At 69.9% G+C, this 14,726-nt stretch carries 15 protein-coding genes; 12 read left to right on the forward strand and 3 right to left on the reverse strand.

Going from position 1 to position 14,726, the window contains the following annotated elements:
* Positions 1 to 468 precede the first annotated feature (468 nt).
* From O5O46_RS21960 to O5O46_RS21990, 7 genes are all read left to right on the forward strand, one after another.
* Positions 469 to 1,173, forward strand: a complete 705-nt coding sequence (locus O5O46_RS21960; RefSeq protein ID WP_269857236.1) for a response regulator transcription factor — start codon at positions 469 to 471, stop codon at positions 1,171 to 1,173.
* Positions 1,170 to 2,561 (forward strand): sensor histidine kinase, encoded by a 1,392-nt coding sequence (locus O5O46_RS21965; protein WP_269857237.1) that lies wholly within the window; start codon positions 1,170 to 1,172, stop codon positions 2,559 to 2,561. Before O5O46_RS21960 ends, O5O46_RS21965 begins: the two co-directional genes overlap by 4 nt.
* 619 nt (positions 2,562 to 3,180) lie before the next feature.
* Positions 3,181 to 4,125 carry an FAD:protein FMN transferase gene (locus O5O46_RS21970; protein WP_269857238.1) on the forward strand — a complete coding sequence of 315 codons (945 nt, stop codon included), beginning with the start codon at positions 3,181 to 3,183 and terminating at the stop codon, positions 4,123 to 4,125.
* Positions 4,122 to 4,853 carry a ferric reductase-like transmembrane domain-containing protein gene (locus O5O46_RS21975; protein WP_269857239.1) on the forward strand — a complete coding sequence of 244 codons (732 nt, stop codon included), beginning with the start codon at positions 4,122 to 4,124 and terminating at the stop codon, positions 4,851 to 4,853. Before O5O46_RS21970 ends, O5O46_RS21975 begins: the two co-directional genes overlap by 4 nt.
* Entirely contained in the window at positions 4,850 to 6,196 is a 1,347-nt protein-coding gene (locus tag O5O46_RS21980; protein ID WP_269857240.1) for an NADH-ubiquinone oxidoreductase-F iron-sulfur binding region domain-containing protein, read from the forward strand. Before O5O46_RS21975 ends, O5O46_RS21980 begins: the two co-directional genes overlap by 4 nt.
* Before the next feature lie 5 nt (positions 6,197 to 6,201).
* Complete coding sequence (locus O5O46_RS21985) at positions 6,202 to 6,429, forward strand: ferredoxin (protein WP_269857241.1); 228 nt, start codon at positions 6,202 to 6,204, stop codon at positions 6,427 to 6,429.
* A gap of 106 nt (positions 6,430 to 6,535) precedes the next feature.
* Positions 6,536 to 7,174, forward strand: coding sequence for a hypothetical protein (locus O5O46_RS21990; RefSeq protein ID WP_269857242.1), 639 nt, complete (start codon positions 6,536 to 6,538; stop codon positions 7,172 to 7,174).
* A gap of 102 nt (positions 7,175 to 7,276) precedes the next feature.
* Here O5O46_RS21990 and O5O46_RS21995 read toward each other — a convergent pair whose 3' ends face one another.
* Positions 7,277 to 8,719 carry a DUF7405 family protein gene (locus tag O5O46_RS21995; protein ID WP_269857243.1) on the reverse strand — a complete coding sequence of 481 codons (1,443 nt, stop codon included), beginning with the start codon at positions 8,717 to 8,719 and terminating at the stop codon, positions 7,277 to 7,279.
* 683 nt (positions 8,720 to 9,402) lie between these two features.
* On the opposite strand from O5O46_RS21995, the gene O5O46_RS22000 reads away from it, so the two are divergent.
* Together O5O46_RS22000 and O5O46_RS22005 are read left to right on the forward strand one after the other, a co-directional pair.
* Entirely contained in the window at positions 9,403 to 10,017 is a 615-nt protein-coding gene (locus tag O5O46_RS22000) for a flavin reductase family protein (protein ID WP_269857244.1), read from the forward strand.
* A 34-nt stretch (positions 10,018 to 10,051) separates the two neighbouring features.
* Positions 10,052 to 10,903 carry a spermidine synthase gene (locus O5O46_RS22005; protein ID WP_269857245.1) on the forward strand — a complete coding sequence of 284 codons (852 nt, stop codon included), beginning with the start codon at positions 10,052 to 10,054 and terminating at the stop codon, positions 10,901 to 10,903.
* A gap of 9 nt (positions 10,904 to 10,912) precedes the next feature.
* On the opposite strand, the gene O5O46_RS22010 is transcribed toward O5O46_RS22005, so the two are convergent.
* Complete coding sequence (locus O5O46_RS22010; protein ID WP_269857246.1) at positions 10,913 to 11,992, reverse strand: hypothetical protein; 1,080 nt, start codon at positions 11,990 to 11,992, stop codon at positions 10,913 to 10,915.
* 320 nt (positions 11,993 to 12,312) lie between these two features.
* Here O5O46_RS22010 and O5O46_RS22015 point away from each other — a divergent pair, with 320 nt between their 5' ends.
* The 3 genes from O5O46_RS22015 (at position 12,313) to O5O46_RS22025 (ending at position 14,291) form a co-directional block, all read left to right on the forward strand.
* Entirely contained in the window at positions 12,313 to 12,765 is a 453-nt protein-coding gene (locus O5O46_RS22015; protein ID WP_269857247.1) for a DUF4442 domain-containing protein, read from the forward strand.
* A 724-nt stretch (positions 12,766 to 13,489) separates the two neighbouring features.
* Positions 13,490 to 13,867: a WD40 repeat domain-containing protein gene (locus tag O5O46_RS22020; RefSeq protein ID WP_269857248.1), complete on the forward strand. Its 378-nt coding sequence runs from the start codon at positions 13,490 to 13,492 to the stop codon at positions 13,865 to 13,867.
* A gap of 241 nt (positions 13,868 to 14,108) precedes the next feature.
* Positions 14,109 to 14,291 carry a hypothetical protein gene (locus O5O46_RS22025; protein ID WP_269857249.1) on the forward strand — a complete coding sequence of 61 codons (183 nt, stop codon included), beginning with the start codon at positions 14,109 to 14,111 and terminating at the stop codon, positions 14,289 to 14,291.
* A 135-nt stretch (positions 14,292 to 14,426) separates the two neighbouring features.
* Here the strand turns inward: O5O46_RS22025 and O5O46_RS22030 are convergent, their stop codons facing one another.
* Positions 14,427 to 14,717: a hypothetical protein gene (locus O5O46_RS22030; protein ID WP_269857250.1), complete on the reverse strand. Its 291-nt coding sequence runs from the start codon at positions 14,715 to 14,717 to the stop codon at positions 14,427 to 14,429.
* Positions 14,718 to 14,726 lie beyond the last annotated feature (9 nt).

Genomic DNA, 14,726 nt, shown 5'->3' on the forward strand with positions numbered 1-14,726 from the left:
TGTGGCGGTTGAGAAGTGGGCGTGGGGGCTTGGGCCGGTGGTTGCGGGCGGTCGGCGCGGGGCGAGTGTTGTGCGGTGCCGGTTGGCGTGTCCGCGGTTCCGGGGAGAGCTTGGGCGTAGCCGACGCCCAGTGTGAACGTCCCAGCCAGAGCGGCGGTGGCGGTCCAGCGGGTGGCGGTGCTCACCCGCCGTAGTCCGCGCTCGCGTCGTTGTACGGAGGCTGGGTCGGTGTGCGGCGTGGAGCTTGGCATGGCTGTCCCTCTTTCGTGTGAAAGCGATGACCTTTGGCGTGACGCGCTCCGGTTCGCTTGTCGCTGGGGGCCGTGTCTTTAGGATGCGCGGTGGCTCGTTGCCATCGCGTTCGGGAAATCTTCAGATGCGACAAAGGTGCTCGGGCGGTCCGCGTCCGCCGGGGTGCTCGCCGACCGGTGGTCAGGAGCGGCGTGGTGGCGGCCTAGGCTGAGTGCCATGGCGCAAGGCATCGGTTCCGGGTCGGGCACTGAGGTGCTCAAGGTGCTGGTCGTTGAGGACGACCCGGGCATCGCGGGGTCGTTGGTTCGGGGCCTAAATCGGGCGGGTTACGACGCGCGCAGCGTGGACACCGGTCGGGCGGCGCTGGTGTGCGACCCGGTGCCGGACGTGGTGCTGCTCGATCTGGGACTGCCAGATGTGGACGGTTTCGAGATCTGCCGTCTGCTGCGTCGCCGGTCCGACGTGGTGATCATCGTGGTGACCGCACGGGGTGAGGAGGGTGACCGGGTGGCCGCGCTCGACGAGGGGGCGGACGACTACCTGGTCAAGCCTTTCGGCCTGGCCGAGCTGCTCGCGCGGATCCGGGCGGTGCTCAGGCGCACCCGCCCGTCCGCACCCGAGGTTCTGGCCCACGGTCCGCTGGTTGTCGATCCGCGTACCCGCAAGGTCACGGTCAACGGGCAGGAGGTCAGCCTGACGCCCAAGGAGTTCGACATCCTGCACTGTCTGGCTGCCGACCCGGGCAGGGTGGTGACCCGGCAGGAGATCCTGGAGCGGGCCTGGGACGCCCACTGGTACGGCCCGACGAAGGTGCTGGATGTGCACATGGCGGCGCTGCGCCGCAAGTTGGGTGTGCAGGGGCTGGTAGAGACGGTCTACGGGCGCGGTTTCCGCCTTGCTGACGTTGGCCGGTCGACATGACCCGTCGCATCGCACTGTCCGTACTCGCGCTGATCACCGTGCTCCTGGTGCTGGCAGTGGTGCCGTTGGGCCTGTTGATGACAGAACGCGAACAGACTTCGTTCCGGGAGCAGTCGGCGGCGATGGCCCGGTCGATCGCCTCCGCCGCCGAGGAGCACCTGTCCGACCACAAGTCCGAGGCACCCGCGCGGCACCTGCTGGAAGAGGCCCGGCGCAGAGGGGACTGCGCCACCGTCTACGACTCCTTCGGCACAGCGATTCTGTCCACTCCGTGCACCACCGTCGCCGGGGGCGATGCCTCCCAACTGGTGAACTCGGCGCTGGCGCATCCACAGACGCGAACGATCGAGGACGGCCAGCGGCTGACCACCGTGGTGCCCATCGGTGACGACTCCGACGCCACGGGGGTGGCCGTCCTCAGTCGCTCCACCGATGCGCTGAACGACCACATCATGGTGCTGTGGGGCTGGTCCGCTCTGATCGGCGTCGGTGGTCTGGGTGCCGCAGTGGCGGTGTCGGTATGGCTGGCTCGGTGGGTGAGCCGTCCGTTGCGGGTGGTCGACGTGGCGGCCCGACGGCTTGGGGAGGGGGCGCTCGACGCGCGGGTTCCGGACGCGGGCGGGCCGCCGGAGGTGCGGCGGCTGGCGGCCACGTTCAACACCATGGCCGGTCGCACCGAAGCCCTGGTGCACGGTCACCGCGCTGTCGTCGCCGACGTGTCGCATCAGCTGCGTACCCCGCTCACCGCGCTGCGGTTGCGCCTCGACCTGCTCACCGCCGACGCGGATGACGAGATGGGAGCCGAACTGTCCAGCGCACAGGAGGAGATCGCCCGGCTGTCCCGGCTGGTGGACGGACTCCTCGCGGTGGCCCGGGCAGAGCACTCCATTCCGCAGCCGGTGGCCGTCCGGGTTGACGAAGTCGTGGCGGAGCGGGTGGCCGCCTGGGAACCGGTGGCCGACGAACGCCGCATTGAACTGATCGCCGACTGCCGACCGGGGCTCAGCGCCTTCGCCGGGGTGGGTGACTTGGAGCAGGTACTCGACAACCTCATCGCCAACGCGCTCGGCGCGGTCCCCGAAGGCAGTGAGGTACGAATCAATGGCACGACGCACGGCGACACGGTCCGGCTGGCCGTGGTCGACAACGGTCCCGGCATGAGCGCGACGGCCCGGGCGACCGCCTTCCGCCGCTTCGGCAACCCGGAAGGGCGCGGCACCGGCCTCGGCCTGGCCATCGTGCACCGGCTGGTCACCGCCAACGGCGGCACCGCCGAGCTGGCTGAGACGCCCGGCGGCGGCCTGACGGTGCTGCTGACCCTGCCAGCGGCCAGCCGCGGGCGCGATCGCGGCACGGACAGCGGCGGCACCCGCCCCGGCGAGCGCTGAGTCACCCCACTGCACGCCTCCGCACCCCTGCCTACCAGGGGATCCGCCGATCTTTGCCGGTTCTGAAGACTTCCTGAACCAGAACCCGACGCCTTTCTCCGCAATCTGGTGCATGGGCATCCACCTGGGATGCCCGCATCGTGACCGACACGTGCGGCACATGCCCCCAGTCAAGGGGCGAGGAGGAAACCATGTCCCACCCCGATCGCTTCCCGGACTCCGATCACGCCGCGGGCGCCGCCGTACGCCGACGAGACCGGGGCCTGCGGCGCGTCGGGACCACCACGCGCTGGGTGGCCGCTGCCGCCGCCGCGGGCTCCGTCGCCCTCGGCACCGGATACGCCCAAGCCCTCCCAGGGAAGTCCCCCGCACCTCCGGGCACCCCATCGCCCGGCGCGTCCACCCCCGCCGCCCAGCCACCCTCCGTGCCGGCCGCATCGCATTCGGCGCCACCCCCAAACCCGACCCGGACCTCCCACTGGCCTTCGGCGCCGACCCCTCACGCAACCGTCGCCCGGCCACACACCAACCCAGCCGAGCCGCCAGCGGCGAACCCGCCCACCCCGGCACCGCCCCCCGCGCCGACGCCGCACCCGTCGCACACCACTTCGGGGGCGTCATGACCGTCACCACGAGCGAACCAGTGAAGGTCTGCTTCCCGGCGCTGGGCACGACCGCGACATTGCTCGTCACGGATCCGAACGCGCTGGCAGCGGCCCGCGCCGTCCTCGACGAGGAACTGGCCGCCGTCGCCGCCGCGTGTAGTCGTTTCCGGCCCGACTCGGAGCTTTCCCGGGCCAACGCGGTCGCGGGATCCACTGTGCGAATTGGCGCCGTGTTCGCCGAAGCCCTCGAAGTGGCGCTGCGGGCAGCCGAGTTCACCGACGGTGCCGTCGATCCCACCGTGGGGGCCTCGGTGGTCGCGCTTGGCTACGACCGTACGTTCACTGCGCTGCGGCCACAGGACGTCGGCTCGGTGCGGCCCGTGCGGCCCGCCGCCGACTGGCGCGCTGTCCAGTGGGATGGCGAATCGCGGCTGCTGCGGGTGCCGCAGGGCACGGCCCTGGATCTGGGTGCGACGGCCAAGGCGTGGGTGGCCGACCGGGCGGCGCGGCGGGCGGCCGCGACGCTGGGCTGCGGTGTGCTGGTCAACCTCGGCGGGGACGTGGCCACAGGCGGTCAGGCGCCGCCGGGAGGTTGGCGGATCGCGATCGCCGACGATCACGCCGAGCCCGCCCCGGCGGGCCCGACGGTCAGCATCACCGGCGGTGGACTGGCCACTTCCGGTACCACAGCGCGCACCTGGCGCCGTGGCGGGCGGGTACTCCATCACATCGTCGACCCGGCGACCGGCGACCTGCCGACCGCGGTGTGGCGGACGGTGAGCGTCGCCGCCGGCACCTGTACCGACGCCAACACCGCCAGCACCGCGGCGATTGTCCTCGGCGAGCGCGCGGTCAGTTGGCTGCGCGGGACGGGGCTGCCCGCCCGGCTGGTGACCGTGGACGGCACCGTCGTCCACCTCGGCGGTTGGTCCGACGACGGTACGGGAGGTGACCGATGACCGGAATCGTCCAGCTCGCCGCGAGCGGCCCCAGCCCGCTGTGGTACGCCACCCGCGCCGGCGGCACCGTCGCCCTGCTGTTGCTCACCGCGACCGTCGCGCTCGGCATCGCCGTCGGCGGGCGATACGAGCCCAGGCGGGGAGCCCGGTTCGAGATCGGCGCGCTGCACCGCAATCTGTCGGTGCTGACCCTGGTCTTCCTGGCACTGCACATCGTGACCGCGATCGCCGACACCTTCGTCAACCTCGGTTGGTTGGTGGCGGTGGTGCCGTTCGCCGCCTCCTACCGGACGTTCTGGCTTGGTCTGGGGACCGTGGCGTTCGACCTGATGCTCGCCGTCGCGGCCACCAGCGCCGTGCGGCTGCGCCTGGGGCAGCGGCGGTGGAAGGCGGTGCACTGGCTGGGCTACGCCGCCTGGCCGGTGGCGCTCTTCCACGCCGCCGGGACGGGCACCGACACACGGCTGTCCGTGCAACTGGCCCTGTACGCCGGGTGCGTGGCGGTTGTCGTCGCCGCCGTGTGGTGGCGGCTGTACCGGGCCGGTCCTGGCCGTCTCGCCGCCCGCCTGTGGGCTGGCGTCGCCGCCGCGGTGGTTCCCGTGGTGCTGGCCATGTTCCTGAACTGGGGTCCCACACAGTCCGGTTGGGCGCAACGCGCCGACGGTACGGGTAGCGCGTCTGCGACATCGGCGGCTTCGACCTTCGACAACGGAAGGAGCGTCGCATGACCAGCTCCCCAACCACTCCGGCTTCTCACGTACTTGAACAACCGACCGGTCCTTACGGCACCCGGCTGTTGCAGGGCTGGTTCACCACCGGTGGCGCCGCGGACCTGGACGAGCACCTGAACCGGTACGGCCCCCCGCCGCTGTCGCGCGCTACGGGGCGCGGCTCAGTCGCCCCCGTGATCCGCGCGGTGGAGGACGCGGGGCTCACCGGCCGCGGCGGCGCCGCGTTCCCCACCGGCCGCAAGTTGCGCACCGTCGCCGAAGGCCGCGGCCCCGCCGTGGTCATCGCCAACGGCATGGAGAGTGAACCGGCCAGCCACAAGGACGAGACGCTGCTGGATCTCGCCCCGCACCTGGTGCTCGACGGCGCGGCGCTGGCCGCCGTCGCGGTCGGTGCCGAAGCCGTGCACCTGTGCCTGCCCCGCACCCGCCATCACCAGATACGCGCTCTCGGCGAGGCGGTCGAGCACCGCCGCCAACGCCGGCTCGATCCGGTGCCGGTGCACGTCCACGGTCTGCCGCACTACTACGTCTCGAGTGAGGAGACCTCGCTGGTGCGCTGGCTGAACGGCGGTGACGCCCGTCCGTCGGCCACCCCGCCGCGCCCCTTCGAGAAGGGCGTGGACCGGCGTCCCACCCTGGTGGACAACGTCGAAACGCTCGCCCACCTCGCCCTGATCGCCCGCTACGGCCCTGCATGGTTCCGCGGCGCCGGTCGCCCCGACGCACCGGGCACCACCCTGGTGACGCTCTCCGGCGCCGTCCGCACACCTGGCGTGTACGAGGTGCCTATGGGCCTGCCGCTGGGCGAGATGCTGGGTACCGCGGGTGGCTCGTCCCAGCCGCTCGGCGCGGTGCTGCTCGGCGGCTTCTTCGGCAGCTGGCTGCCGACGGACCAGGTGATGTCCGTGCCGTTCACCAAGAACGACCTGGCCGCGCTCGGCGCGGGCCCGGGAGCGGGCGTGCTCGTCGTCCTGCCCCGAAGCGCCTGTGGACTGGCGGAAACCGCACGGGTGTTGGCCTACCTCGCCGCGAACAGCGCCCGGCAGTGCGGCCCGTGCCGGTTCGGACTCCCCGCGGTCGCCGAGGACTTCGCGGCGCTGGCACGGGGCCAGGCCGACGCGGACCTGTCGCATCGCCTGGAGCGCCGGGTCGGCCTGCTTGCCGGGCGCGGCGCCTGCCGCCACCCGGACGGTGCGTCACGGCTGGCCGCCACCGCGCTGCGCGCCTTCGCCGACGACGTGCGCCACCACCTGTTGTCAGGACCGTGTGCGGCGGCTGGAGGCGAGCCCGTGCTCCCCGTGCCCGACGCGTCGGTGCCTCAAGACCACGAATGGCGGTGATCGGTGTGTCTGGCCACTCCCTGCGGATCGACCGCATCGAGTGTGGGGGCCACGGGGTGTGCGCTGAACTGCTCCCGGAGCTCATCGAACTCGACGAGTGGGGCTACCCCATCCTGCGCGACACGCATGTCACGGCCGAGCTCCTCGGCCATGCCCGACGCGCCGTCGCCGCCTGCCCCGTCCTCGCCATGCGACTGGACCGCGTGGTCCGGCAGAAGTCCGGCCGGACGTGAACCATTTCTTAACCATCGCTCCGGCACACTGCTGCGCACCCATGGCGGAACCCATGCGATCTGACGCTTCGACGCCTCGGAGCCGGACCACTGGAAGGACGGTCGAGTGACCTCGATCAGCAGCACGGCAACAGTCGATAGGCAGCCCCAACCACCAACGACACGGCATGGCGGTCCCGAAGGGAACGCGCGACTGACCGCAGCCGTCGGTGCGGTACTGCTGATCCTGTTCGCCGTCCAGGGCGTCACGATCCTCTCCCTGCACCAACTCCTCACCGTCCACTTCTTCGTCGGCCTGCTGCTGATAGGCCCGGTGGGACTGAAACTCGCGGCCACCGGCTACCGGTTCTTCCGCTACTACACCGGCTCCCCGGCCTACCGGCGCCAAGGCCCTCCCGCGCCGCTGCTGCGCGTGCTCGGCCCGCTGGTCGTCGCCACCACCGTCGCCGTCCTGACGACGGGTGTCCTGATGGCCCTGCTCGGCAGGCACGCCGGCCCCGTGCCCTTGCTCCTGCTCCACAAGGCCAGCTTCTTCTGCTGGCTGGCAGTGACCGGCCTCCACGTACTGGCCCACATCTGGCGGTTGCCCCGCCTCATCGGCGCCGACCTGCGCAACCGCCCCGCGCAGCACGGGGCTTCGGCTCCCGGACGGGGCCGCCGCTGGTCTCTTCTGGCTCTCGCCCTCGGCGCCGGGCTGGCCATCGCACTCGCCGGAACGCACCTGGCGTCGGGGTGGCGACGTTAGTGTCAGCCGACGCGCACCCGTGTTGTCGGCACCGCGGTCAACGAGACAGAAACCGGCCAACCGGGCCCTTGCCGCAGTACGGGCGCCTGCGCGCGGCTCGTGTCAGACAAGGAACTCGGCGAGCGGGAATGAGCGATGGCGACGTGGTGGAACCAGGTAGTTCTGCCGGTGGGTCGTATGCAGGACCGAGTTGATGCCAGCGTGGGGGCTGCGCGGTGCGATGGGTAGTGTCCTATCGGGATAGTAGCCGTCCATCGAGAGCCGAACGCGGTTGAAGATAGCAATCGTCGGCTGGAACTGAATGAAGTGCAACCCGGCCGCTGGCTTCTTGCTGTAGTGATCTGCCGTCGGATCAGATGTGTAGTGGAATGGGTTGTCCAGCGTGTCGAAATCGCCGCGCACGGGGATGGTCGTCCCAGTTGGGTAGGCCTTCCCGTAGTTGCTGGTTGTCGGCGATGTGGTGCTGTCCACCTCCGACATGCTCCCACTGTGGCCGTAGGCGTGGTACTTACGGACCCCTTGCGCCACTTGGGCCTCACTTTGGCCTGGCGGCTGGAGGGCGTACGTACCCGGTGCGGGCGCGGGTGAGAGACCGGGTTGGAGCATCGCCTGGACGCGATCCGCGTACTTGGGGTAGTTCTGTTCGTACCAGGTCACCAGATCTTGGAACAGGTGCGAGAGACCCATGGTGGTCCCCTGTTTGAAGTAACCGTGGGGCCACTGATCGGTGAGGCCGGGCAGGGTCTCCAGACTGCCGATGTTGCCAGGTCCCATGTTCGAATCCAGGGTGGTGGCGAAGCCGAGGAAGCCCTGCGCCTGTCGAGGAATCCACTGCGCACCGGGGATATTAGCTGCCAGCGCCAGCTTGCTCGGCAGGCCCTGTTGCCCGTAGAAACCGCCCCCGGAGAAGCCCTGGCGGATGCTCGTCACCTTGAACAGGCTGCCCCCCTGGTTGCTTCCAGACCCGAAGAGGGCGTTTTGGGCTGCCTTGATGTTGGCGATCGAGTCACTGCGGAGTAGCACGGCCATGTCGTTCTGCTCCAAGCGGACCGCACCGAAGCCAGGCGGGGGCTGGTCACTGGGAAACGTCCTGGCCTCCTGCAGTGCATATACGGTATGGCCCTCCGTCTTGGAGGTCTGCAAATCGACCGGCAGATACGCTGGGTAACGTGTTCCCGCCTTGAAGAAGTCCGAGGTTTTGCCCAGGGCCGGGATGTAGTGGTGGAAGTAGGGAAGTCCCCAGGCTACCGTGGTAGCCACTCCTGTGGGAGTGGGCGGAAATTGGCGTTCCAGATCCAGGAGGGCAGCCTCGAAATGGTGCTGCGCCTCCTGCAACGCTTTAGCATTCGCTGGCACATTCAGCCTTGCGGTAATGATGTGATCATGCAGGGCCGGCACTCGGACCGCAATCGATCCTTTGCTGCTCTTCACGCCTGTGCCATCCACCATGACCACCTGCTCGTTCTGCAGGATGTATTGTTCCTGGATGGGTGGGCTGTCGGCGGCAGCGGGCCGGTTCGGTGGTTTTGCCATGGTGTCGATCATCTTGTAGATGCCGGCGGATGCCAGAGCGGCACCGAGAGCGCCCCCCGTCCCCTGAAGAAGGCGTCGCCTACTCAAGCTTCCGAGGGCTCGTGCTGCACGCACATTTTCGTTGTTATCTGTCATGAAACTTATTCTCCGTTGTGGAGTGCATCGCCGCCGTCACCTGGCATCGATGGTCTGCCCTAGCGAATGACCGTGATTGACTAGCCGATGATGGCGGGTGTGCTGGCTAATTGCCATGGTCATCATCTTCACTGCCGCGAGATAACCACACGCGGCCCGGGTCGTTGAAGCCAACACGCGGCCTGAGTCATTGAGTAGTGTGCATCGCGAAAAATGCACGTCAGATGGTCAGATGTGCGTAGGCGTCGGAAAGCTCGGCCAGGACCGGGCGGTAGTCCAGCGACAAGATCACCGGTCAGCGGGCGACTTCCAGGTTTGTCAGCACCAGCAGGGCCCGCACCAGCGCGGTCGCCCACCTTGGATCCGCGCGGACCTTGCCCAGGACGCGCCAGTTCCTCAAGTGCGCGGAGCCGTGCTCTACCGGGGCGCGGAGGCCGGCCGCGCGGAGATGGGCGGTGAGTTCGTCGTGACGGCAGGCAACTCTCGGCGAATATCGCGACGAGGGGGCGGCCGTCGATCCGCGGCTATGGTGCGGGGCGTCGTCCTGGATACTGGGCGGTATGCGCATCGACTTCGACCCCGCCGAGCTGGACCGGAACACCTTCTACCGGCTGCTGACCGCCACTGTCGTGCCCAGGCCGATCGCCTGGGTGTCGACCATGTCGGCGGACGGAACGGCCAACCTCGCCCCGCACTCGTTCTACACGATCGCCAGTGTGCAGCCGCCCATCGTGCAGTTCACGTCGGTGGGGCGGAAGGACTCGCTGCGCAACGTCGAGGAGACGGGGGAGTTCGTGGTGAACTTCGCCCCGGAGCAGATGTTCGAGCAGATCAACGCGACCGCGACGGATTTTCCTCGTGGGGTCAGTGAGTTTGATGAGGTCGGTGTGGCACGTGAGCCCAGTGTGCGGGTGAAGCCGCCGCGGGTCGCCGCGTCTCCGGTGGCGCTGGAGTGCGAGCTGCACAGCACGCTGCGGTTCGGTGACTCCACCGTGGTGTTCGGACGCGTGGTGCACGCCGCGGTGTCGGAGGCGGTGCTCAGCGACAGGCACCCCGAGGTGCGGGAGATGCGGCCGCTCAGCCGGCTCGGCAAGGACGAGTGGGGGACGCTCGGCGACGTCCTGGAGATCTCGCGGATCCGCTACGCGGACTGGCCGGGCCGTATCGACGGCTGAGTAAGGGGGTCGCCGGACCGGCGACAATGGTGTGATGGACGAGGACGAGCGGGCACCGGTGTACCGGCAGGTGGACTTCGGCGCCGCCCGGCTGCTGCCGGATGTGGACCGGCCACGGGCGTGGCTGCTCACGGTGGACGGCGCACCGCAGTCGTATGTCGACCTGGACGACCCGGAGTACCTGGAGTTCGAGTACGTCCGGCGGCTCGGTCACGCGCTGGACGCCGCCGCGGCGCCGGGGCGTGCGCTGGATGTGGTGCATCTGGGCGGCGGCGCGTTGACGCTGCCGCGGTACGTGGCCGCGACCCGGCCGGGCTCCCGGCAACAGGTCGTGGAGGCCGACCACCGCCTCGTCCAACTCGTCGCGGACGTGCTGCCGTTGGCGGCGGATTCCGGTATCGAGGTGCACACCCGCGACGCCCGCGGCTGGCTGGAGCAGGCTCCGAGCGGGTCGGTGGACGTGCTGGTGGCCGATGTGTTCGGCGGCTCGCGGGTGCCGGCGCACCTGACGTCGGTGGAGTACGTACGCGCCGCGGCCCGGGTGCTGCGGCCGGACGGACTGTATCTGGCCAACCTCGCCGACGGGGCGCCGTTCGACTTCCTGCGGTCGCAGATCGCCACCGCGGCGGCGGTCTTCCCGCAGACATGCCTGGTGGCCGAACCCTCGGTGCTGCGTGGGCGGCGGTTCGGCAACGCCGTACTGGTGGCGGGCGCGCGGGATCTGCCGATCCCGTACCTCGCACGGCGGGTGGCCGCCGACGTCTTCCCCGCCAGGGTCGAACACGGTGCCGCGCTAAGGGAGTTGGCGGGCGACGCGCGTCCGGTGGGAGACACCGACGCGGTGCCCTCGCCGCGTCCACCGGACGGCGCCTTCAGCCTGGGGTGAGCCTCCGGCTCACGGGATCTGCCGGATGCTGCCTTCGATCGTCTTGATGGTCTGCGAAGGGACCTCTGAGGGCACACCGGTGCTGGTGTACAGCACGAACACCGTGAGCTGACTGTTGTGGCCGACCCAGGCGATGGCGTAGGCAGCGCCGTCGGTGGCGCACTGGTTGGTCTTGGGGACGTTGGTCTCCGTGGCGGAGGCCAGGTAGCCGTTGATGCCGTGCGAGTTGGAGAACGGTGTGGCAGAAGTGGACTTCAGGGTGCCCTTCTGCTTGCTCTTCATGTCGTTGAAGCCGTAGTACGCCCAGGCCTGGGCCTGGTTCTCGGCCGCGTCCTGCACGCTCTTGGCGCCCTCGGCTCCCTTGGTGCCCGCGGCGGCCGCGTTGGTGTTGCCGCCGCAGTAGTTCTCCTTGTAGATGGCGGGGGCGCCCATGCCGACCGCCGGATTGCCCTTCTCGTCCTCGAAGCCGATGAGCACGTCCTGCTGCTTCACCGTCCAGCCCTGCGGCACGTCGAAGGCGACCTTGCGGTCGGCGCGCACCACGGCCTGCCAACCCGGTACCACCGGCTGGACGTTGGAGCCGTCGCCGCGCGGTCCCGCCTCCGGCGGCGCGCTGGGCGCCGCGTTCGAGGGCGCTGCGCTGACTGCGGCGGACGGCGTGGGCGAGGCCGCGTTCGTCGTCGTATCGCCTCCGCCGTCGCGCAGCCCCATGGCGACGCCCACGCCCGCGGCGATCAGCACGACCGCGGCGGCGACCGCTATGCCGATCGTGGTGCGCCGCCGGTTGGGCGGCTGCGGCGGAAGGGTTGGCGGCCCGGGCTGCTGCCACTGCGGCGGCACCTGCCCGAAGCCGGGCGGCTGTTGCTCGTACCCGAACGCCTGCGGCGGAGGGTACGGAGGCTGGCCGGGCCCCGCGGCGGTGGGCTGGCCGAACGCCGGGGGCTGGCCGCCGGGCGGGGGTCCGAAGCCGCTCGGAGGCCCGAAGGCGCCCGCTTGCCCATGACCGGGCTGCTGCCCACCGGACCGGGCGTCGGCGGGTGCTCCCTGCGGATCCGGCTGTCCGCCGGGCTGTTGTTCTCCAGGCCACATGGCCAGCAACGATACGGGTCGGGTCGACCGTGGACCATGCCAGGCCCGGTTTCGCACCACCGTGCGCCGGGGGAGCGCGAATCGGGGGCGTTGGAGGCTGTGGCGCAGGGCACGGTCGGGCGGTGCTACCGGCTGGTAGCGTCCGGGCGCGTCTTAGGCATTGCCGAAGCGGCGACATGCTGAGCGTCGCCGTTCCCGTGCTCTGCACCCTTAACTTGGGGCTCGCGCCTCCCACGTTCGAGCTCGACGGCTCCATGGGGCTGGCCGCGTGCCGCGAACAGGTATGGCCAGTGATGCTACTGATGGGTAACATTGCGGCCATGACCGTTGAGAACACGTCGATTGGCGAGATGCTCGCCGCCACGGTGCCGATGGTGCGCACCCTGAACCTGGAGTTCCTGGAGGTCACTCCGGAACGTGCCGTGCTCCGGCTCCCCGACCAGCCGGAGTACCACAACCACATCGCTGGGCCGCATGCGGGCGCCATGTTCACGTTGGCTGAGTCCGCCAGCGGCGCCATCGTCCTCGCCGCCTTCGGAGACCAGCTCTCGCGCGCCGTTCCGCTGGCGGTGCGGGCCGAGATCGGCTACAAGAAGCTCGCCATGGGGCCGGTCACAGCCACGGCCACGCTGGGACGCCCGATCGCCGAGGTCATCGCGGAACTCGACGCGGGCCAGCGCCCGGAGTTCCCGGTGAGCATCGCCATCCAGCGCGAGGACGAGGCGGTCACGGGGGAGATGACGGTGGTGTGGACTCTCCGTCCCAACAGCTGAGTTGAGGTAGCGAAGCCGAGAGGATCGCGGGCTCCAGGCTTTCGGACGGCAACGGCGAGGGGCGTCCGAGCGTCGGATGCCCCGTCGCCCTAGGCGAAGGGGCCGATGCCGACGCTGCGCCTCAGATTCGCGAACTCACCACGCGCCCAGGCGCCTGGGTTGTGTGACGAGTGTGGCGCTGCCAACTTCGCGCATACGGCACTTGTGACCGCCGCAGGCAGCGGCAGCCGTAGCAGTGTGTGCGGTCGGTGCGTCGGGAGACGAACACTGCCAGGGCGGATGATGCACGTGTGCTGGCGCGGTCGGCTAACTCCCGTATCACCGCCCTGAGTTGTGAGGTCAAGCGGTGCGTGCGGCGCTCGCTCGTCTGGCAGTTTCAGCATCTGGGCCACATCACCCCGCGCACCCGGCGACCGAAGCCACAGCCGAGCCCTGCCCCGGTTTCCGCCCCCGTCGCAGCCGTTGCCCGGTAAGAACGCGCGCCCGCGCCGACGACGATCACGCTGCTGGCGCGGTGAGCAGTCGGTCGGGTGACAACACCCCCGCTCGCGGGCTGCTGTGGAGCCGCCTGCTCCGTATGTGACGGTTTCCGGGGAGGGAGCGAACCTCGGGTTCAATGGGACTGTTTCCTGCTGGAGGAGGTGGAGGACGCACCGGGGTTCGATGGGCCGGTGAAGGCCGGTCGGGTCGGTGACGCGGTACGGGAACTGCCCCGGACCTTGTGATGACCTGCGCACCGGAAATATCTCCGCCGCTCAGCGGCCAGGACAGTGCCACCGCCGTCTCACCCGACGGTCGGCTGTTCGCCACGGTGCACCAATCCGGCACCGGCTACCAGGTCAAGGTGTGGGACAGGTGCACCGGGTCCGAGCTGGGCGTCCCGCTCACGACGCCCGATCACGACACTTTCGACGAGATCCTCGCGCTCACGTTCAGCCCGGACGGCTCGACGTTGACCGGTGTGGACAAGGACGGCCGGTTCTTCACCTACACCATGGCACCTGCGCGGCTGATCCGAGAGCCTTGCACCGAGTCGGGCGGCCTGACAAAGCAGGAATGGCAGGCCCACATCCCGGACGGCCCCTACCTCAAAACATGCTGAGCGAGTATCACGCCCTTCGTACTCGCTCCGGAATCGGCATGGGCTTCGCCCTGAAGGCGGGCGCCACGCGGCCAGCTCACCCGCGAAGGCGGCGCCCCCACCGGCGAGGTGGCCGCACGGCGCCGTACCCGTAGTGCCCCGCACGCCGGGGCGGATGGGCGTGTTCCTGACAGGGATACGATCGTGTCGCCGGTGCGTCCTCAGGGATGTACGGCACCGTTTCACGATTCCGAGGAGCAACGTGTACCGCCTGAAGACCGCGCTGTCCGTCACCGTGCTGGCCGCCACGGCCCTGCTCGCGACCGGATGCGGTACCCACCACCGCACGGTCGTCCACCATGTCGTGGTGCACCAACCGGTCGTCCACCACACCGTCGTTCACCACACGGTGGTGCACCACACCACCGTGGTGCACCACCACTGAGTCCGGCGGTGGCAGCACGGCGAGGCCCCGCGCCCTCACCTGGGCGCGGGGCCTCGCCGTGCTGTTTCCGGTCACTCGGCCCCTGAGGGGCCGCTGCTGAGCCAGGGGTGGAACGTGGGCCGTGGCGGCCGGTCGTCAGGAGGCGGGGCCGTAGTAGTTGCCCGGCCCGGTCACGCCGTTGCCCAGCTCCGCACCGCCCTTCTTGTAGGCGTCGGCCACGTGCTCGTCGTCGACGTAGTCGAGGCCCTTGTTCCAGTACTTGGCGGCGTCGTGCAGGTAGGCCCCGTTGGACCAGGCGTGGTGGTGGTCGCCGTGCTGGTTGTCGTGGTCGTGCTGGTTGTGGGCGCTGGCGAGCCCGGCGGCGCCCAGCACGAGCATGGCGGCGGCGCCGACGGTGGCGGCGAGACGGGGCAGGGTTCGGGACACGAATGCCTC

Source organism: Streptomyces sp. RPT161 (assembly GCF_027533845.1).
Taxonomy (GTDB): domain Bacteria; phylum Actinomycetota; class Actinomycetes; order Streptomycetales; family Streptomycetaceae; genus Streptantibioticus_A; species Streptantibioticus_A silvisoli_A.